Below are 20,245 nucleotides of genomic sequence, written 5' to 3'. Positions count from 1 at the left end.
AATGATTATTAATAAGCTACGTTTAAATAACTTTAGAGTGTTTGCGGGTAGACATGAAATTGATTTAAAACCTCAAAAACATAAACCCATTATTCTGTTCGGCGGCTTAAACGGCGCAGGTAAGACAAGTATTTTGACTGCAATAAGATTCGCCCTACTAGGGAGACAAGCTTTTTCAGGCAATCTTTCAAATCCTGCATTTATTGGAGAATTACAAAAACTTATTAATAACAGTGACGGTAAAACTGATAATAAAAGAGCATATTTAGAGCTTGAGTTTGATTATGTAAGGCAAGGTGTTTGCTATAGTTATTGCGTAAAACGTCAGTGGCAATACGGTAAAATTGACGAACTTGTTATTGTAGAAGATGGTGTAGAAAAGTTTGAGCTTAACTATGAGCAAGCTCAAGCATTCTTAATAGAGTTGATCCCTGCGGGAATAGCTGATTTAGTCTTTTTCGATGGTGAGAAAATAGCTGAGCTTGCTGAAGATAACTCAGGCATAATTTTACAGCATGCAGTAAAACGTTTACTTGGCTTAGATATAGTTACTCGTTTAAAAGAAGATTTAAGAATTTATCTGCGCAAAGCTGGTATAGCAGCAAGTGAAGAAAAATTAAAAGAGCAATATCATGAATTAGAAGCTGAGAAAGATGAATTACTATCACAAGCTCTTCTAAAGCGTAATGAAGCTGACTTAATATTTAACAGCATTACAGAGCTTAACAGTAAAATAACTTTAGCAGAGCAAGAGTTATTATCTGGAGGAGGAGCTTGGGCAGCAAGCCGTGAAGATACTCAGCAATCAATAGATCTTAATATTCAAAATAAAGCAGTACTTGAAAGTCGCTTACAGCATGAACTTGAAGGCGATTATGCTTTGAGCTTAGCACAAAAAACCCTAACTACTTTGCTTACCGAAATAACAAAGACACAAGACTCGGCCAAAAAAGTAGCTTTTAAAAATCAGCTTAATGGCTTTTTAGATCAATATAGCTCAAAAGATTTTTTTGCTTTAAGAGCTCAATTATTAGAGGCCGCCGATGACTACAGTCAACCTGGGGCTAACTTAATAAGTTTTGATTTAAGTGAACAACAAAGCGCATTACTCCATGCACAAGTAAATCAGCAAGCACTTATTTCTTCACAAAATGCTAAAGAGTTAAAACTAGAGTTAGTAAAGCTACAAAGCACAATTGAAAATGCTTCAATAAATGTATCAAGAGCTCCTGAGCAGGAACAATTGCAGGTTTCTTTTGACAAATTAAGGCTTTTAGAGAAAGAGAAAAGTACTTTTGTTAAAGAGTATAAGGCGATTTTATTTGACGCAAAAACTCTGTTTAAAAGTGCTCAAGATTTAACAAGCAAATTAGTTAAGCTTCAAAAAGAAATGAAAACAGCGTTTGGCGAAGAAGATTCTGCTATAAGAGCAAGTAGAACTATTACTTTACTTGATGAGTTTTCGAATGAACTGGTTAAATTAAAACTGACAGAGATTGAAACTAAGTTTATAGAATCTTATAAAAAACTTAATAGAAAAGAAGATGTTAAACTAAATATTAGTATTGACCCTCATAGCTATAATGTCGTTTTGGTAGATGACTTCGGCAATAACATCGATAAAAATGGACTTTCTGCAGGTGAAAAGCAAATTTTTGCTATTGCTATGTTGGATGCACTTGCTAGTGTTTCTGGTAAAAAATTACCTGTAGTTATAGATACACCTTTAGGCAGGCTCGATTCAAATCATAGAGATAAGCTTGTTCAACATTATTTTCCGAATGCTTCTGAACAGGTCATTATTTTATCCACTGATACTGAAGTAAATGAGCAATATATTGGGCAAATGAAAGATTCTATTTCTTGTAAATATGACATTAGTTTTGATCAAGTTACAAAAACATCTTCTGTTTCAGCGGGATATTTTTGGGAAAAAGAAGAGGTGAGCGCAATATGATTTTACCTAACAGAGGCATGAAGCTAACCAAAGAGACAGATGAATTTTTAAGGCGTATGAAGGGCAGAACAAAAGTAACACCTAATATACTAGCTAGAATGGCGTTTTTTATATCCGTTGAAAGTGGAAACCGCTATAACAATGAGCCAATAGATCTAGATGGTACTCTTTCTTTAGATAAAGTTACTTGGTTGGGCGACACTACATTAGCTACTGAAATGACTTTACAAATGCTATACCCAGAACACACTAGTCAAGAAAATACAAAAGCATGGGCATATCATGTCATGCAAGGCTCTAAAAGCTTTAGGAATGCTAAAAGTATTGAGGATTTAGTTTTTTAAACTAGATCCTCCTTCTGTCTTTATGATTGCGTAAAACCTGCACTGAATAACTACTTAGCATGCATATAAACTGCAAACTATATGCAAGGTGAAGTAGCCGCAACTGTGAAGTCAGCTTTTACTATATTGAATTTTGCACTAATCATTTCTCTCAATCGTAAAACCCCCTCCTTTTTAGATACATTTTTTTACAACTTTAATGACTCCTTCACCATTATATTATTTTGCTAGGTTATACTGTTTTAATAACGTACAAAAAAAGCTTACCTCAGAGACTTAATGAATAAATTAATAACCTTACTATTGTGTGTGTTGTTTAGTACCTCTTGGGGTGTGTTTGCCTGCGAAAGAACGCTTAGCGTTGGCGCACATGATGCTTTTTGGCCGCCGTATGTAATGGGCATTAGTGGCCAGTTGCAGGGTAAAGAGGTGGATGCGTTAACTATTATTTTTAAAGACTCGCCTTTTTGTTTTGAAATAAAAATGCTGCCTAATTCTAAACGGGCTTTTACTGAGCTGCGCCATGGCCGGATAGACATAGGCTGGGCGGCAAGTTACACCAGTGAGCGCGCTAAATATGCTTATTATACAAAAGCCTACCGCACCGAGGTAATGCGCTTATACGAAAACAAAAACAATACACATAAAGTTAAAAATTTGGCTGATATTTTTAACCAAGGTTTAACCATTGGCGCTAATTTTGGTAGTTACTATGGCACTGAGTTTGAGCAATATAAAACAACACACAAAAGCCAAATAGAGTACACCAGCGCAACTAGTAAACGTTTTGAAATGCTTAATAAGCAACGCATTGATTTTGCCATTGAAGACGAGCTAGTAGGCACTTATTTTAGTAAGCGCGCTAAAAACATTGTGGCTATGCCAAATTTTAAAGCAATAAACAAAGACGACATTCACTTAATGCTAAGCAAAAAAACGGTGTCGGTTGACGAGGTTAAAGTAATTAACCAGCTTATTTTACAAAATAAAGCCGCACTTAAAGCGCTATTTGAGTAACACGTTTGTAAGGACCTTATATGAAAACTTTACTAATGGCGTTTATTTTTTTATTTACTCAATGTAATGCACTCGCGTGTACTAAAACATTAATAATGGGCACCAACGAAACTAATTGGGCGCCTTATTTAATTAAGCAAGGTGATGAGTTTGTAGGCACAGAGGTTGATACAGTTAATGCTATTTTTAAGGATTCGCCTTTTTGTATTGAATGGGTTTATTTTCCGAGCTTTTCGCGGGTGCAGCAAGAGCTTAAAACTGGCCATATAGATATTACTTATGCAGCAAGCTTTACTAAAAAACGCGCTGAATATGCTCACTTTACTACTGCGTACCGCGAAGAAATTATGCTGCTTTATAAGCATGAAGGCGCAAAGGATGTAACCAGCTTAGAATCTCTTTTTGATAGTGATTATAGCCTTGCAGTAAATAGAGGAAGCTTTTTTGGCGCTGAATTTGAAAAAGTAAAAAAACAATACGCTAACCAAGTAGTGCTAACGGCTGATGCTAATAAACGCTTTGGTTTACTTAATAAAAAACGGGTTGATTATGTAATTGACGACTCTATTGTTGCGCAATATTTTGCTAAGCACTACAACACGGTTATGCCCGTAAAAAGTACGCCCCCTATTAATATAAATGGAGTACATTTTATGATGAGTAAACAATCGACCACACTTGCCGAGGTTGCTGTAATTAATTCGTTTATTAAAAAAAACAAAGCCGCTATTGAGCAAATTTATAGTATTTATTAATTTTATAAAACGCTGCACTAAATACCTACATTGAGTACATTTGTAATTATTAAACCGCTACTTACGTTAAGCTGCGTTTTATACCTTCCTCTTTTAAATTTAAGTTATAAAAATTAGCCGCCTTTTACCTTTCATTCGAGCGGGCTGATCTGTATAATTCGCCAGCTAATTTACCCTATTGCTTGGTCTTGTTTGTGGCGTTTTTGCTACAGTTGGCCCCTGTCAGTACTCATTCTAGGACTAACTTTTTGATCTCCACCGCAAATATTACGATGCAGTTTGGCGCAGAGCCGTTGTTTGAAAACATTTCAGCTAAATTTGGTAACGGTAACCGTTACGGTTTAATTGGCGCTAACGGCTGCGGCAAGTCGACCTTCATGAAAATTTTAAGCGGTGCGCTTGTTCCAAGTGCGGGTAATGTGTCGATTACTCCGGGGCTAAAAGTAGGTAACCTAAGCCAAGACCAGTTTGCGTTTGAACAATACAGCGTTGTAGACGCGGTAATTATGGGCGACGTTGAGCTTTGGAAAGTAAAACAAGAACGTGACCGTATTTACTCATTGCCAGAAATGAGCGAAGAAGACGGCATGAAAGTAGCCGACCTTGAAAGCGTATTTGCCGAAATGGACGGTTACACAGCCGAAAGCCGCGCAGAAGAAATTTTGCTCGAAGCCGGCATAGAAAAAGAATTTCATTACGGTTTAATGGCAAACGTGGCGCCAGGTTGGAAACTGCGTGTGCTTTTAGCACAGGCGCTGTTTGCAAACCCAGACATACTGCTACTCGATGAGCCTACCAATAACTTGGATATTCATACTATTACGTGGTTAGCTAATGAGCTAAACAAACGTAAATGTACCATGATTATTATTTCTCATGACCGTCACTTTTTAAACTCGGTATGTACACACATGGCCGACATTGATTACGGCGAGCTGCGTATTTACCCAGGTAACTACGAGAAGTTTTTAGAAGCGGCAGGCCTGCAACGTGAGCAGCTTTTAGCTGAAAACGCTAAGAAGAGCGCCGAAATTGACGAGCTTCAAGACTTTGTTAACCGTTTTGGTGCTAACGCGTCAAAAGCTAAACAAGCAAGTTCGCGCGCTAAAAAAATGGATAAAATTAAGCTTGATGAAGTTAAAGCATCGAGCCGTATGAGCCCATCGTTAAGTTTTGACGAAGGCAAAAAAATGTACCGTCAAGCGCTTGAAGTTAATAAGCTTGGCCACGGTTTTGATGGCGAAACATTATTTAGCGGCGGCGACTTTTTACTAGAAGCAGGCGCTAAGCTTGCGGTAATTGGCGAAAACGGTGTGGGTAAAACAACCTTTTTACGCTGTTTAGTAGACGAGCTTAAAAGTAATGAAGGCGAAATTAAATGGTCTGAAAATGCAACCTTTGGTTACTGCCCGCAAGACAGCACAAAAGATTTTGATAACGATTTAACGTTGTTTGATTGGATGTCGCAATGGCGTACAGCTAAGCATAACGATTTAATGGTTCGTGGCATGTTAGGGCGTTTGTTGTTTACTGCCGACGATTCAAACAAAAAAGCGCGTAACTGTTCAGGTGGTGAAAAAAACCGTTTGTTATTTGGTAAGTTAATGATGCAAGACGTAAACGTTCTTGTAATGGACGAGCCAACTAACCACATGGATATGGAAGCCATTGAAGCATTAAACAATGCCCTTAAAGACTTTGAAGGTACGCTTATTTTTGTAAGCCACGACCGTGAGTTTGTATCGTCACTTGCTACGCGTATTATTGATATTAAAGATAAGCAAGTAATTGACTTTCAAGGTACGTTTGACGAGTACCTATCAAGCATTGAAATGAAAAAAGCGTAAGCTTTTACCTTTAATAGCTTACAAAAAACGGCGCCAAATTTAGCGCCGTTTTTTTGTGCGGTTAAAACTTAATATTACCGCGCAGGGCTTTGGTTTGCCCGTGTTTGGTTTTTTTATCCATGCGTTTGCGCTGCGAGTTGCGGCTTGGCTTAGTTGCGCGGCGAGCTTTATTTACTTTTGTAGCACTAAGAATTAGATCTTTTAAGCGGCTTAGTGCGTCTTCGCGGTTTAGTTCTTGTGTGCGGTGGCTTTGCGCTTTAATTATTAAAACGCCTTCTTTAGTAATGCGCGAGTCGTTTAGCTTTAGTAATCGCTCTTTGTAAAAGTCAGGTAACTTTGAGCGATTTATATCAAAGCGTAAATGAATAGCACTGGCTACTTTGTTAACGTTTTGGCCACCGGCACCTTGCGAACGAATAGCGGTTAGCTCAAGTTCCCATTCATCTATAGTGACAGTATTTGAAATAGTTAACATTACGTTCAGCTCTTATCGACAAAAATGCATTATAACATTTGTAACTATATTTGTGCTGAATCAGCTTAATTTATAGGACTTTGAAGTATTTATACTACTTTATAGCCTAAATACACCTAATACTTTAGTTATGTATTGGCAAGCGCTTACATTTAGTTTTAAATAGCGTTAATTAAACAATAGGAAATGCCCAATGAAAAAAATACTTTTATCACTTAGCTTATTAGCAATGAGTTTTTCAAGCCTTGCAGAAGACATTAGCGAAGGCCAATTACAAAGCTATATGAAAGCACTGCCTGCAGTGTCTAACTGGGCAAGCAGCCAAGAGTCGTTAAAAAACCTAGATTTAGCAAGCATGCTTGGTGGCTCTGCCGATCAAAGTGTTGATGAGCAAAGCTCAATGGCTAACACTGCGCTTAACATGATCAAAGAACAAGACCTATACAAAAGCTTTGCAAGCGTGACAAATCGTTATGGTTTTTCTCCTGAAGAATTAGTATCTGTGGGTTCTGAAGTATCTATGGCTTACATCGAAAACTTAAAGTCAGGCCTTTCTGCTGAAAACCAAGAAACAGCAACTAAAGTAATGGGCGGCCTACAGAGCCTTAAAAGTGCAAAAAGTAGTGATGCTAGCTCGTTAATGGGCTCGTTTGGTAAAGCATCAAGCGCTGCTGAAGAGTCTACTGATTCGCTAGTTAGCGAAAGTAACTTAGAGCTTGTGAGCGAATACATGCCACAACTTCAAAAGCTTTTTGCACTACTATAATTAAGTAAATTTTTACTAAAAAGGTGGCATTTGCCACCTTTTTTAATGCCTGATTTTTGATAGTTTGAATAGACGTAGCTAAAAATTTAAGCGTAGGTTGGCTTTGTTAAGTGCAAGTAATTAGAAGCTTTGCTTCTCGCGTGAGCAAGCTCAACGCCTACGGTGGATAATTTAACGCTTTATGTAAAAAGGTAGCTTTGGTTACCCTTTTAATGTTTGGTTTTTGAATATTTGAATGAATGCAATTGGGGGTTGTTGAGCGTAAGCGATTAGAAGCTTTGCTTCTCGCGTGAGCAAGCTCAACGCCTACGGTGGATGATTTAACGCTTATATAAAGAAGTGGCTTTGGTTACCTTTTTTATAGCTGTTGAAAAAGTTTGAATGAATGCAGATAGGCTTTACTAAGTGCAAGTGATTAGAAGCTTTGCTTCTCACGTGAGCAAGCTGACTCCTACGGTGGATGATTTAACGTTTTATGTAAAAAGGTGGGTTTTGTTGAGCGTAAATGATAGAAACTTTGCCTCTCACGTGATCACGTTTAACGCCTGCGGTGGATGATTTAACGCTTATATAAAAAGGTGGCATTTGCCACCTTTTTTAGTTTTACCACGTAGATTATTTAAGATCGAATCTATCTGCGTTCATTACTTTTACCCAAGCATTTACAAAGTCATGTACAAAACGTTCTTTATTATCGTCTTGTGCATAAAACTCACTTAGGGCACGTAAAATAGAGTTTGAACCAAACACTAAATCTACGCGTGTGGCTGTCCATTTAATGGTGCCTGTTTTGCGTTCAACAATATTATAAATACCTGGCTCTAATGGCTTCCAGTTATTGGCCATGTCGGTTAGGTTTACAAAAAAGTCGGTAGATAGCGTGCCTACATTATCGGTAAATACACCATGTTTAGTGCCTGCGTAGTTTGTGCCTAGTACACGCATGCCGCCCATAAGTGCAGTCATCTCTGGTGCTGTTAAGCCCATTAATTGGCTGCGCTCTAACAATAGCTCTTCTGGGGATACGCTAAAGTCATTTTTAAGGTAGTTTCTAAATCCATCATGAACAGGCTCAAGCGGATCGAACGATTCTGCATCAGTCATTTCGTCTGTTGCGTCTCCTCGTCCTGGTGCAAATGGTACTATTACATTAACACCAGCTTGTTTTGCAGCTTGTTCTACAGCCGCTGTGCCGCCTAAAACGATTAAATCAGCCATGCTTACTGGCTTAGATAAACCTACTTGTACTTTTTCAAGGGCACTAAGTACACTTGCTAAACGCGCAGGTTCGTTACCTTGCCAATCTTTTTGTGGTGCTAAACGAATACGTGCGCCATTTGCGCCACCGCGACGATCAGAACCACGATACGTACGTGCACTATCCCACGCTGTATTTATTAAATCACTCGCGCTTACACCGCAATCAAGTAGCTGTGCTTTTAAGCTTGTGATTTCATCGTCTGATAATGTGTAATCAACTGCTGGAATAGGATCTTGCCAAATTAAGTCTTCGCTTGGTACGTCTTTACCTAAGTAACATGCTTTAGGTCCTAAATCACGGTGAGTAAGCTTAAACCATGCACGTGCAAACACATCAGAGAAGTATTCAAAGTCGTTGTTAAAACGCTCAATAATTTTACGGTACGCTGGGTCCACTTTCATAGCCATATCGGCATCGGTCATCATTGGGTTTAAACGAATTGATGGATCTTCTACGTCTACCGGTTTGTCTTCTTCTTTAATATTTACAGGCTCCCACTGATGAGCGCCCGCTGGGCTTTTTGTTAATTCCCATTCGTAATTTAATAGTAAGTAACAGTAACCGTTATCCCATGTTGTTGGGTGTGTGGTCCATGCACCTTCAAGGCCTGAAGTTACAGTATGACGACCAAAGCCGCCTTCTTTGGTGCTATTCCAACCTAAACCTTGCTCGTGTACGTCTGCTGCTTCTGGCTCTGGGCCTAAGTGCTCTGCTTTACCATTACCGTGAGTTTTACCTACTGTATGGCCGCCCACTGTTAGCGCTGCGGTTTCTTCGTCATCCATCGCCATTCGAGCAAATGTTTCACGTACGTGATCTGCCGTTTTTTGTGGATCGGGTATACCATTAACACCTTCAGGGTTAACGTAAATTAGGCCCATTTGTACTGCGGCTAATGGGTTTTCCATGGTGTCTGGTTTTTCTACATTGTCGTAGCGTTCATCACTTGGTGCTAACCATTCTTTTTCTGCACCCCAGTAAATATCTTTTTCTGGGTGCCAAATGTCTTCACGGCCGCCTGCAAAACCATAAATTTTAAGACCCATTGATTCGTATGCCATATTACCAGCAAGAATAAATAAATCGGCCCATGAAAGTTTGTTACCGTATTTTTTCTTAAGTGGCCATAAAAGTCTGCGTGCTTTATCTAAGCTTGCGTTATCTGGCCATGAATTTAAAGGCGAGAAACGTTGGTTACCGGTACTTGCGCCACCACGACCATCAGATAAACGGTACGTACCCGCTGAGTGCCATGCCATACGAATCATTAAACCACCGTAATGGCCCCAATCGGCAGGCCACCAATCTTGGCTGTCGGTCATAAAGGTTTTTAAGTCGGCTTTTACTTCGTCTAAATCTAGAGATTTAAATTCTTCTGCGTAGTTAAAATTAGTGCCGTATGGATTTGATTTAGTATCGTGTTGATGAAGAATGTCTAAGTTGAGTGTGTTTGGCCACCAATCGGTGTTTACTTTTGAAACAACTGAATTACTACCGTGCATAACAGGGCATTTACCCGCTGTTGGCTTGCTCATTGTGGATCCTTATTTATTTAAATTATTTATTTAAAATCGATATTTAACGGTTATTGCACTTCTTATAATCTGTATTAGTAATATAGGCATCCCCCCCGTTATTAGCTACCTATAAACATTTAATTAAATCGATTGATACTATTGATAATTCAGATGTTCGTACGAATTTATCTCGGTTTGCGTAAAACCATTTAGGAATAAACTTAAAATAGTGCACTATTTTACAAAGTGCTAAATTTTCTAAAGGCAGTTTATTTGTGAATAGAGTAACAATCAGCGATTAAAACGTAGTTTGCGGCGCATGTAAAACTTGTAAATTAATTTTAAACACTCACTGATCTAATTTACAAAAGCAGGCGTAATGGTAATTGAAGGGTTTGAAAGTGGCCTTGGTTTATCAAAGCGCACATTGGAATACCCCCCTTCACCATGAAATTGTAGTTATAACGACAAAGGTGTATTACTAAGCCCAATGCACCTTTCTTTATTTTTAACTAATTGAATTAAGTTAAGTAATTGTTCAGATAAATTCAGTTAGTATGAAGTTGTTCTCCTGTGAACCCTTACGACATATTGTTGTTTTAAGCAGTTTTTGCCAGCTCTCCTTGAGCTGGCTTTTTTTTTGCCCGTTTTAATTGGGTAACATTGTGCGCGCGTGTTAAAGTATTTGTAAGATTTAATTAATTTAACTAGGCGTACCAATGCGTTATTACCTCTATTTTGTTTGTGTGTGTTTTACACTCTTTACTTCCTCGGCTTATACTGCAGAGCAAAGGCCTCAGGCACCTACAGCACAAGAAGAACAACAAGCCCTTGATCAACTTAAAGAGTCTATGTACAAACCACTAATGGAGCGTTACATTCTTGACGAATTAAAAGCTGTCCGACAAGATCAGCAAAAGCTTCGAGAAGATGTAACTAAACAAGTAACGCATGCCCAATTAGATACCGCCGACCGCGCTTTAACGTACACCACCGACACCATTAATAATGTATTTTTTATAATTACTGCTACCGCTTCTATTTTAGTATTAGTAGGCTGGAACTCTTTGCGCGATGTTAAAAATAAAGTAGAAGATATAGTAAATACGCGTGTAAGTGTTATTACAGACGAGTACGAAGATCGCTTAAAAATTCTTGAAGAAAAACTACGCGTTCGCTCAGAAGAAATACTCAGTAACCAAGAGCGTATATCGGTAACTAACGAAGTTCATTCATTATGGATGCGTGCCAATTTAGAAAGCGACTTTGCGAACAAAATTGAAATTTTTGACGAAATACTTAATCGCAAACCTGAAGATGTTGAAGCCATTGCTTATAAAGCCGATGCCCTGCTTGAAATAAACGAAACAGCGCAGGCTATTGAGCTTTGTAACCAAGCCATTGATATTGATAGTGACTATGGTTATGCATATTGGCAACGAGCCTGTGCTTATGCACTTACGCACAAACATGCCGATGCGTTAGCCGATATTAAAATGGCTTTAGAGTATTCACCTAATTTACGTAACGAGTTATTGCATGAGAGTGCATTTGCAAGTTTGCACGATAACGATAGCTTTAATACTATTGTAGCGGGTGAGCAAGTGTAATTGTTATTAGCTAGGACGTGCTGATATTTAAAAAGGGCTTAGGCCCTTTTTTTGTTTTTAAAGCTTTAAATAGAATGGTATTTCTGGGTAAGGGTTTTACGAGATTATAGCTGCAAGTTAAAGCTCAATAAAACAAACTGTAATAGCTTTAAGCGATTTAAGATTATCGCTTAAAGTATAAATCGATGGCTTTAGTAAGAAGTTCGTCGAGCTGCTCTTCAAATTCTTCTATATCTATATCAAAGTGCTTTAAATAGGCACGTGCCTGCACAAGTGATAAATTGCGGCTATTTACGCTGTATTGACGCTCATCAATTTTTTTATCGTAGCGTGGTAAAAATACAAACTGAGCATAAAATGGCGACTTAATATGTTTGTTGGCATAACGACAAAAATCTTCAATATGCTCAGCACCCTGAGGCCCTAAACAACCCGGCTCAATGCGATACATTAAGCGAATTTTTTTGTCGTCATTTATTTGCATACTTACCCTTTATCTAAAAAACAGTACACGTACTATTTTTCCATCTTTTATTTGGTAGCTCGAAATAAGCTCTGAGCGTTTATCAATCACGTTTTCGTCGGTTGAGCAGGTTTCTGATAGCTCGTGATCTATTACAATATCGCCATGCACAATGCGTTTAATTGGCGATGAATGAATACACTTTAACTTTTTAAACATTAGCCCGTAGCGTGCTATTAGTTTTTCTTTTCCTTTAAATAGTAGCTCATTTGGGAAAATATAAAACTCTACATCTTCGTCATATACACGCAAAAATTCTTCAATATTTCGTGCGTTATACGCTTTTACTAATTGTTCAACTACGGCTAAAGATTCGCGAGACTGCTTAGCTTTAGTTTGCTGTTTAACAGTAAGCGCTTCTTTCGCTTGAGTTACTGCTTTTTCAGCTTCTGCTACGGCTACTGCTTTTTCTACTTTGTTTTTAGGTTGTTCAGCTGGTTTACTTTGCTCGTTGCCTAATACTTTTGAATCATCTGGTTTGGTGTTATCAATAACTGGCTTTTTGATCTCAGGTGCTTTGTACTCAAGTGTATTTACTTTATCGTCAGTTGTTGCTTGTGTAGTGGCTTTTTCCTCTTCGGTGCTTTGCTTTTGTGCACTCACCGGTACTTGCTCGCTCGACTGTGCTTCTTTTTGCTCAGGCTCGGTTTGATCTGCTGCATAAGTAATAAGCGCAACGGTAGTAATTAAAGAGGCCAAAATAATAGATAACGGTTTCATAACTTTCCTAAAATGAACACTAAACACGTGTAATACCAATTGCATTAAATAAGTGATCTATTATAGCGTCAAGAAAATAGCACAATAACAAGGCGAAAATTGTGACATATAGCTGTTCTATATGAATAATTTTTAACGCAGTTAGTGAGTTATTTAATGCGATAGAATGCTCATATTTTTGATAAAATTGGTATAAGGTTGCAACATAGCAAATTTTAACGTTATCGGGTAGTTAATACCACTAATGTAGCTTACCAATACTGCTCTACGGTGATGTTGCCGGGTTTTTTGCGGCGGTTACGGGTAAACTTTTTATCAAGTAGTAAATTTGTTGTATCTTTTACCATTTGCGGATTTCCACAAATCATAAACTGTGCGTTATTTGGAGTAGGCTCTAAGTTAGCGTGCTCAAACAAACTGTTGTTTTCAATTGCACTAGTAATACGGCCACTCAAGCCTTGTAAAGGCTCTTCTCGGCTTACTACCGGAATATAATTAAGCTGCTCAGGGTGCACTCTTAAAAGTTCGTTAATAAGAGCCTGATAGCTTAAATCGTTATTAAACCTTACGCCATGGACTATATTAATGCTTTTGTATTTTTGCCATACATCGGGTTGCTGCAATATTGATAAAAATGGCCCTATTGCAGTGCCCGTACCAAGCATCCAAAGCTGATCGCTTTGCGGGATTTCGTCAAGTGTAAAAAAGCCTGTAGCACGCTGCTCTATAAGTACAGTTTCGCCGGGTTGTAATTTAGCTAAGTAAGGTGAAAGTAATCCATCTATAACGTTAATTAAATAAAATTCTAAATCAGGGTTTTCGGGAGCATTTACATATGAGTAAGCACGAGCAATTCGCTTATCGCCATCCATTATTGAAAGCTTAGTAAACTGCCCTGCCTTAAATGGCTCTACGTCTGCATTAAGCGTTAAGCTAAAAAGTGTTTCACTCCACCATGTAACGTTTTTTACTGTTGCTTCTACCCAATTAGACATACGTCCCCCGCAGAATATTTAAATAACCGACTTCAATATAAACATTAGCATTAAGTCACAAAGACTTACAGCACAATATAGAACGATGATGAGGCATTATTTGATAGCGAGTAAATTAAAATAGTGCTTACAAGTTGTGCACATAAAAAGCTTTATTGTAATACCAATCAGCATAATTAAGTGATCTATTTTGAGGATAGATAAACGTGTTGATAGCAAGGCAAAAAAATCGCTATTTAGTTGTTCTAAATGAGAATTTTTTAACGCAGATAGCGACACATTTAGCCCCTGAAAATAATTAAGTATTATTGCGGATTGGTATAAGTCACTTATATAATTTTTTAAGGCATAAAAAAAGCCGCATAAAATGCGGCTTTGGAGGTTTAGTCTCACTTCACTTTGGGCGTGTCTCCAAAACTTAGTGAATACGTTACCAAGGAACTGTTATATTTAACCTAAACTCTGGATAATAAATCTCTTAACCAAAGTTCAGGTTATTTGGTTAATTAGATAGACTCTAATGCAATTTTAACCATTTCGTTAAACGTGCTTTGACGTTCATCGGCTGGTGTTGCTTCGCCAGTGATTACGTGGTCACTTACGGTAAATAGCGCCATTGCGTTTGCGCCGTATTCAGCTGCAACGCCGTATAAACCCGCTGTTTCCATATCTACTGCAAGTACACCTAACTTATCTAAATCTTTATAAAAGGTGTCGTCTGCTTGATAGAAAGTGTCGGTAGTAAATACGTTACCTACTTTTGCTTTAATACCTAACTCTTTCGCAGCGTTTACGCCGTTTAAAAGTAGATCAAAGTTTGCAATAGCAGAAAAATCGTAACCACGTACACGTGCACGGTTTACGTTTGAATCTGTACTTGCACCTTGTGCAAAGATTACGTCGCGGATTTTAATGTCGGTACCAATACCGCCACATGTACCAATACGTATAATGTTTTTAACGCCAAAGCTTACAATTAGTTCGCGTGCATAAATAGACATTGATGGAATGCCCATGCCAGAACCCATAATGCTTACTGGTTTACCTTTATAAGTGCCAGTAAAACCGTACATGTTACGAACACCTGTAACTTGTACTGCATCATCTAAAAAGTTTTCAGCAATATATTGCGCACGTAGCGGATCGCCAGGCATTAATACTGTTTCGGCGAAGTCACCAACGTTTGCACTGATATGCGGAGTACTCATTAATTGTTTTCCTTTTTATTTGGTGTAGTTAGCTTATCTAAAAAGCTGTCACCGTATTCAAGCTCAGAAAGGTTAAACCACTGTGCTAGGGTTTGGCCTATATCTGCAAAGCTGTTGCGTTCACCTAATGGTGTGTTATTCATACCTGGCTTGTAAGCTATTACAGGTACGTATTCACGAGTGTGCTCTGAACCTGGAAAGGTTGGGTCACATCCGTGATCGGCAGTGATCATTAATACATCATCTGCATTTAACTGTTTAAGTATAGTTGGTAAATAGTCATCAAATTCTTTTAATGCTTTTGCGTAACCTACTGGATTACGGCGATGACCAAATTTTTCGTCAAAATCTACAAGGTTAGTAAATATTAGGCTGCGATCTGGCGCGCTTGAAATAACTTCACTGGTTTTTTCAAGTAAGTTCATAAGCCCTGGAGCTTTATGCTTTTGGGTTATGCCCTGATGCGCGTAAATATCTGAAATTTTACCAATACTAATTACTTCGCCACCGTCTTTTGCTAATACATCTAACAAGGTAGGTGCTGGCGGAAGTACTGAATAGTCACGACGATTACCTGTACGGGCAAAGTCTTGACTATTTGAACCCAAAAATGGCCGCGCAATCACTCGTCCTATATTCATTTCATCAAGTAGCGCCCGTGCGATTTCGCAAACTTGATAAAGCTTCTCTAGGCCGAATGACTCTTCATGCGCGGCTATTTGAAACACGCTATCAGCTGAGGTGTAACAGATTGGTTTACCTGTTTTTACGTGCTCTTCACCTAGCTGCTCTAATATGGTGGTTCCTGATGCATGGCAATTGCCTAAAATGCCAGGAATACCTGTACGAGCAATAAACTCGTCTATAAATTCTTGTGGGAAGCTCGGCTGTGTTTTAGGAAAGTAACCCCAATCAAATAACACAGGTACACCCGCCATTTCCCAATGACCCGATGGTGTATCTTTACCGCTCGAAAGTTCTTTAGCATAACCCCAAGCACCTTGTGGTGTTTGACGGTCTGACACTAAACACGTTTCCCCACCGGCAGCTTCACATGCATCTACTAAACCTAATTTAGATAAATTAGGTAGCGATAGTGCACTGCCCGTTTCGTCATAATATGCTTTAAGTAAGTGAGCGAATGTATTGGCGCCAAGATCACCAAATTTGTCTGCATCTGGTGCTGCACCGATTCCTAGGCTATCCGCCATTAAGATAATTGCTCTTGCCATTTTGACCTCACTTTGCTTCTAGGTGGTTACTTTATCTGCTGATCGAATTTTTCGTACAGGACAAAAGTCCTGTTTCATAAAACCTAAACATTATAAATTTGCGTTCTTAAGCGAAGCAAAAGAGATTAATCGTGTCTTTTTTGCTATTGTGATCTACCAACAATATATCCTTCTGTGTGGGTGAGAACTTTAGTGACACGAACTACTATTATAGCCATTGCTGGCGCATCAGCGTCGGGCAAATCTCTATTTAGCCAAACTATATACAACGAACTGGTTAACGAGCTTGAACCTGGTGCTATCGCCATTATCGAAGAAGATGCTTATTACAAGGATCAGTCGCATTTGCCTATGGCTCATCGTACTCAAACCAACTACGATCATCCTGATGCATTTGAACATGAACTAATGCTTGAGCATTTAACACAACTTCGTAGTGGAAACTCTGTAGAAGTACCAACTTATGATTATGCACAACATACCCGTAGCGATAAAACGCGACGTGTACCTGCTGCAAAAATCTTAATAGTAGAAGGTATTTTATTACTGAGCGATAAAGCGCTTAATAAAGAATTTGATATTAAGGTGTTTATAGATACACCTTTAGATATTTGCTTAATGCGCCGTATGCAACGAGATATGGAGCAAAGAGGCAGAACATTACAATCTGTTGTTGAGCAATATCAAGCAACTGTTAGACCGATGTTTTATCAATTTATTGAGCCTTCTAAGCATAATGCTGATTTAGTTGTGACTCGAGGCGGTATGAACCGTGTTGCGATTGATATTATTAAAAGTAAAATCAAATATTTACTACAAGAATAATAACGGGAAACATGGGTATGACAACATTTATGAGCTTAGTTGGCATGGTTGTGCTGCTAAGTATTGCTTTTGCGGCTTCAACAAACCGTAAAGCAATTAGTTTAAGAACCGTTGGTATAGCGTTTGCCATGCAAGTTGTTATCGGCGGTTTTGTTCTGTTTTTTGAAGCAGGAAAAAATGTATTAACTAGCATGTCGGCAGCCGTTTCATCGGTAATTGGCTATGCAAACGACGGTATTGGGTTTTTATTTGGCCCGCTAGCGTCACAAGATACACTGGGTTTTATATTCGCAATTCAAGTATTGCCGGTTATTGTGTTTTTCTCAGCGCTTGTTGCTGTTTTATATCACCTTGGCATTATGGATTGGATAATTAGAATTTTAGGCGGTGGTTTACAAAAATTATTGAAAACCTCGCGGACAGAATCGCTTTCAGCAACGGCCAATATTTTTGTAGGCCAAACTGAAGCACCGCTAATAGTTAAGCCATTTATAGCAACAATGACTAAGTCTGAATTGTTTGCAGTAATGGTGGGTGGCTTAGCCACTGTAGCAGGCTCAGTAATGGCCGGTTATGTAATTATTGGTGTAGACCTTAAGTATCTTATTGCGGCAAGCTTTATGGCCGCACCAGGTGGTTTTTTAATGGCAAAAATGATTGTGCCAGAAACAGAAACTCCTAAAGATAACTTAGCAGATTTAGATTTAAATGATGACGATAAACCCGTTAATGTAATTGATGCAGCTGCATCAGGCGCCGCTAACGGCATGCATTTAGCACTTAACGTTGGTGCAATGCTACTTGCCTTCGTAGCGTTAATTGCTCTATTAAACGGTTTATTAGGTGGTGTTGGCGGGTGGTTTGATTACCCAACATTGACGCTACAAGAAATATTAGGTTATTTATTTGCTCCTGTTGCATGGCTACTCGGTGTACCGTGGGATGAAGCAATTATAGCCGGCAGCTTTATTGGTCAAAAGATAGTAGTAAACGAGTTTGTTGCTTACTTAGACTTTATAAATTATCGCGATACGTTAAGCGCGCACACACAGGCAATTGTTACTTTTGCATTGTGTGGATTTGCTAACTTATCATCGATAGCCATTTTACTAGGTGGGTTAGGCGGTATGGCGCCTAGCAGGCGGAAGGATATCGCACGCTTAGGGCTCAGAGCAGTGTTAGCAGGATCTATGGCTAACCTTATGAGCGCAGCAATTGCTGGGTTTTTCCTCTCGCTAGCTTAGAAACTTATTGAGATGAACTCAGGTGTTGCAAAACAAGAAGATAGTCCTTTAAGGGGTTAAAGCACTATCTGACTTGAACGATACTTCACCAAGGGCCGCAAGGCCCTTTTATCGTTTTAGGACTTTAAAAAATTGATCTGATCGTTGATAAAGCTAAATCTCGCCTTCTATGCTTAACAGCCCCCCTTTACAAACAACCCTTTCTCTTATCAGATTTACTCTTTAGTACTTATTTAGTGACCCTTCATTAAATGAGACACCAATATCAATACCATATTATTTGACTAGGGCACTTTAAATTACTATTTAATCTCATTTATTTTTTATTTAAGCCAGCTAATGGTTATTTAATTTTGGTGTTTTTAACATTTTAAGCCACACTTATTATTCGATTAATAAACGACTAATGACTCGCAACTGTGAAATATACTCTTTATTTTTTATGTTTAGCATCCTCTTTTTTTGCTAATGCTAAAGACACTTACTTAGTAGTAACAGAGCTTGCTCCACCAAACCAAGTATTAATGGATGGAGAGGTGATGGGCCACTCTACAGACCTGATTAGGGATATATTTAAAAATGCTCAACTAACCCCTGATATTCATATGTATCCTTGGGCAAGGGCTTACAAAGTGGCTCGGGAGTTAAAGAATACTTTTATTTACAGCCTTGCCCGAACACCTGAACGAGAGGATAAATTTTATTGGATTGCCCCTATTGGGCACTTTAAGCTTGGTTTTATAGCCCTTTCAGAGCGAGATGACATTCATATTAAAAATACACAGCAAGCTAAAAGTTATAAAATTGCTATGCAAAGGAACGACTTTTCTACACAAACGCTTATGGAGCTAGGTTTTAATGTTGTACTTACAAGTGACATTCAAAAATCATACAACCTATTGCTGGCAAAAAAAGTAGATTTAATTGTCGATGATCCTTTATTTATGAGGCAAATGAGTGATTACTTAAAGCTTGATCCGGAGTATTTAAAATTTGTATACAAAGTTGATGAACTCACTGTGGATGCGTATTTAGCCGCTAATAAAAAGACAGATATAAACTTAGTTAACGCCCTTCAAAAGTCTTTTTTACAAATAAAACAGCGTAAAGGATTAGCTGAAAATCACTAAATTTAGAGCTTATAGCGGCTTTTATAGGCCGCAAAATTATCTTTTATTTTAAGCTTTACATATTCTTTGTTAAATCGTTCTACAATGTATTTGGGTACAGATTTATTAAAAGCAATGTAGTTACCTGCTATTTCAGGTATTGGTAGTTCCTGCAATTTAACTATATCGTCTTCACTATACCCAAATGGAGATAGCTGGTAGCCAATGGTGTACTCAGATCCTAAAATCAAATCTATCTTACTATTTAAAAATAAGTGCATGTACTGCATTTCATCGCCTATAGCTAAAAGGTTTTTACCTGATTCAAACCCTACTTTTTTTACTATAGATTCGTAAATATCCCCTCTTACAATAGCAAGTGAAAACTGCTTTGCATCATTTAGGTTATTCATTTTAAGATTGGTATTCTTTTTAAGCTTATAAAAAAATGTTTGACTAGATGCCAAAGGCCCAACCCAGTTAAATATAGGAGCTCTCTCAGCCGTTTTAGCAATAGAGATAATGCCAGAATGCTCTTTTTTTTGAACTAAGCTATAGGCTCTTTTCCACGGCAGCATTTGAAAATCACACTTTATGTCTGAAGCAATACATACATCTTTTACAATATCGAGATTTATGCCAACAAGCTGACCCGCTTTATTTTCAAAGTTGTATGGCGAAAAATGCTCAGTGTAAATTGTGAGCTCAAAAGCTTCAGCTTGTGCATAATAGCTGAAAAAAATAAAAAAGAGTGAAAGGAAGGACTTAATAATAACAATACCTACTTGATAAACTTACATTAATAATAGGTGCAGGTTGGGTTGAGTCAAATTTCAGACA

The 20,245-nt window shown here is 38.2% G+C and carries 18 protein-coding genes; 10 read left to right on the top strand and 8 right to left on the bottom strand.

All coding sequences use genetic code 11. From position 1 onward, the window contains the following. The first annotated feature begins 1 nt into the window (after position 1). The 5 genes from dndD to ALFOR1_RS16820 all read left to right on the top strand — a co-directional run bounded on the left by dndD (position 2) and on the right by ALFOR1_RS16820 (position 5,920). Positions 2 to 1,957, top strand: a complete 1,956-nt coding sequence (gene dndD, locus ALFOR1_RS16840; protein ID WP_104643752.1) for a DNA sulfur modification protein DndD — start codon at positions 2 to 4, stop codon at positions 1,955 to 1,957. Next, positions 1,954 to 2,301 carry a DNA sulfur modification protein DndE gene (gene dndE, locus ALFOR1_RS16835; protein WP_104643751.1) on the top strand — a complete coding sequence of 116 codons (348 nt, stop codon included), beginning with the start codon at positions 1,954 to 1,956 and terminating at the stop codon, positions 2,299 to 2,301. The genes dndD and dndE overlap by 4 nt, the downstream gene beginning before the upstream one ends. Before the next feature lie 279 nt (positions 2,302 to 2,580). Next, positions 2,581 to 3,318, top strand: a complete 738-nt coding sequence (locus ALFOR1_RS16830; protein ID WP_104643750.1) for a substrate-binding periplasmic protein — start codon at positions 2,581 to 2,583, stop codon at positions 3,316 to 3,318. A gap of 20 nt (positions 3,319 to 3,338) precedes the next feature. Then, complete coding sequence (locus ALFOR1_RS16825; protein WP_104643749.1) at positions 3,339 to 4,073, top strand: substrate-binding periplasmic protein; 735 nt, start codon at positions 3,339 to 3,341, stop codon at positions 4,071 to 4,073. Positions 4,074 to 4,321: 248 nt separating this feature from the next. Continuing rightward, positions 4,322 to 5,920 (top strand): ABC-F family ATPase, encoded by a 1,599-nt coding sequence (locus tag ALFOR1_RS16820; protein ID WP_104643748.1) that lies wholly within the window; start codon positions 4,322 to 4,324, stop codon positions 5,918 to 5,920. 61 nt (positions 5,921 to 5,981) lie between these two features. On the opposite strand, the gene arfB is transcribed toward ALFOR1_RS16820, so the two are convergent. After that, the gene (arfB, locus tag ALFOR1_RS16815; RefSeq protein WP_104643747.1) at positions 5,982 to 6,395 is read right to left on the bottom strand and encodes an alternative ribosome rescue aminoacyl-tRNA hydrolase ArfB; all 414 of its coding nucleotides are present in this window, start codon (positions 6,393 to 6,395) and stop codon (positions 5,982 to 5,984) included. A 193-nt stretch (positions 6,396 to 6,588) separates the two neighbouring features. Between arfB and ALFOR1_RS16810 the strand changes: the two genes are divergently transcribed. Beyond that, positions 6,589 to 7,161, top strand: a complete 573-nt coding sequence (locus ALFOR1_RS16810) for a short-chain dehydrogenase (RefSeq protein WP_104643746.1) — start codon at positions 6,589 to 6,591, stop codon at positions 7,159 to 7,161. Between the two features lie 615 nt (positions 7,162 to 7,776). Here the strand turns inward: ALFOR1_RS16810 and katG are convergent. Next, positions 7,777 to 9,957 carry a catalase/peroxidase HPI gene (gene katG / locus ALFOR1_RS16805; RefSeq protein WP_104643745.1) on the bottom strand — a complete coding sequence of 727 codons (2,181 nt, stop codon included), beginning with the start codon at positions 9,955 to 9,957 and terminating at the stop codon, positions 7,777 to 7,779. Between the two features lie 701 nt (positions 9,958 to 10,658). Between katG and ALFOR1_RS16800 the strand changes: the two genes are divergently transcribed. Continuing rightward, positions 10,659 to 11,549 carry a tetratricopeptide repeat protein gene (locus ALFOR1_RS16800; protein ID WP_058550452.1) on the top strand — a complete coding sequence of 297 codons (891 nt, stop codon included), beginning with the start codon at positions 10,659 to 10,661 and terminating at the stop codon, positions 11,547 to 11,549. A 163-nt stretch (positions 11,550 to 11,712) separates the two neighbouring features. On the opposite strand, the gene ALFOR1_RS16795 is transcribed toward ALFOR1_RS16800, so the two are convergent. From ALFOR1_RS16795 to ALFOR1_RS16775, 5 genes are all read right to left on the bottom strand, one after another. Continuing rightward, positions 11,713 to 12,033, bottom strand: a complete 321-nt coding sequence (locus tag ALFOR1_RS16795) for a hypothetical protein (RefSeq protein WP_058550451.1) — start codon at positions 12,031 to 12,033, stop codon at positions 11,713 to 11,715. A 9-nt stretch (positions 12,034 to 12,042) separates the two neighbouring features. Beyond that, a complete protein-coding gene (locus ALFOR1_RS16790; RefSeq protein ID WP_104643744.1) occupies positions 12,043 to 12,792 on the bottom strand; it encodes a nuclear transport factor 2 family protein in 750 nt (249 codons plus the stop codon). 251 nt (positions 12,793 to 13,043) lie between these two features. Continuing rightward, positions 13,044 to 13,787, bottom strand: coding sequence for a ferredoxin--NADP reductase (locus tag ALFOR1_RS16785; RefSeq protein WP_104643743.1), 744 nt, complete (start codon positions 13,785 to 13,787; stop codon positions 13,044 to 13,046). A 506-nt stretch (positions 13,788 to 14,293) separates the two neighbouring features. Then, a complete protein-coding gene (gene deoD / locus ALFOR1_RS16780) occupies positions 14,294 to 14,995 on the bottom strand; it encodes a purine-nucleoside phosphorylase (protein ID WP_055018945.1) in 702 nt (233 codons plus the stop codon). Beyond that, positions 14,995 to 16,227, bottom strand: coding sequence for a phosphopentomutase (locus ALFOR1_RS16775; protein WP_104643742.1), 1,233 nt, complete (start codon positions 16,225 to 16,227; stop codon positions 14,995 to 14,997). Before ALFOR1_RS16775 ends, deoD begins: the two co-directional genes overlap by 1 nt. A 192-nt stretch (positions 16,228 to 16,419) precedes the next feature. Here ALFOR1_RS16775 and udk point away from each other — a divergent pair, with 192 nt between their 5' ends. From udk to ALFOR1_RS16760, 3 genes are all read left to right on the top strand, one after another. Beyond that, positions 16,420 to 17,052, top strand: a complete 633-nt coding sequence (gene udk, locus ALFOR1_RS16770; RefSeq protein ID WP_058550446.1) for a uridine kinase — start codon at positions 16,420 to 16,422, stop codon at positions 17,050 to 17,052. 17 nt (positions 17,053 to 17,069) lie between these two features. Continuing rightward, positions 17,070 to 18,296: a NupC/NupG family nucleoside CNT transporter gene (locus ALFOR1_RS16765; RefSeq protein WP_104644163.1), complete on the top strand. Its 1,227-nt coding sequence runs from the start codon at positions 17,070 to 17,072 to the stop codon at positions 18,294 to 18,296. 419 nt (positions 18,297 to 18,715) lie between these two features. Next, positions 18,716 to 19,426 (top strand): substrate-binding periplasmic protein, encoded by a 711-nt coding sequence (locus ALFOR1_RS16760; RefSeq protein WP_058550445.1) that lies wholly within the window; start codon positions 18,716 to 18,718, stop codon positions 19,424 to 19,426. 2 nt (positions 19,427 to 19,428) lie between these two features. Here the strand turns inward: ALFOR1_RS16760 and ALFOR1_RS16755 are convergent, their stop codons facing one another. Continuing rightward, positions 19,429 to 20,103 carry a substrate-binding periplasmic protein gene (locus tag ALFOR1_RS16755; RefSeq protein WP_104643741.1) on the bottom strand — a complete coding sequence of 225 codons (675 nt, stop codon included), beginning with the start codon at positions 20,101 to 20,103 and terminating at the stop codon, positions 19,429 to 19,431. Positions 20,104 to 20,245 lie beyond the last annotated feature (142 nt).

The organism is Pseudoalteromonas carrageenovora IAM 12662 (assembly GCF_900239935.1).
Lineage (GTDB): Bacteria > Pseudomonadota > Gammaproteobacteria > Enterobacterales > Alteromonadaceae > Pseudoalteromonas > Pseudoalteromonas carrageenovora.
This window is presented reverse-complemented; position numbering and strand designations above follow the sequence as displayed.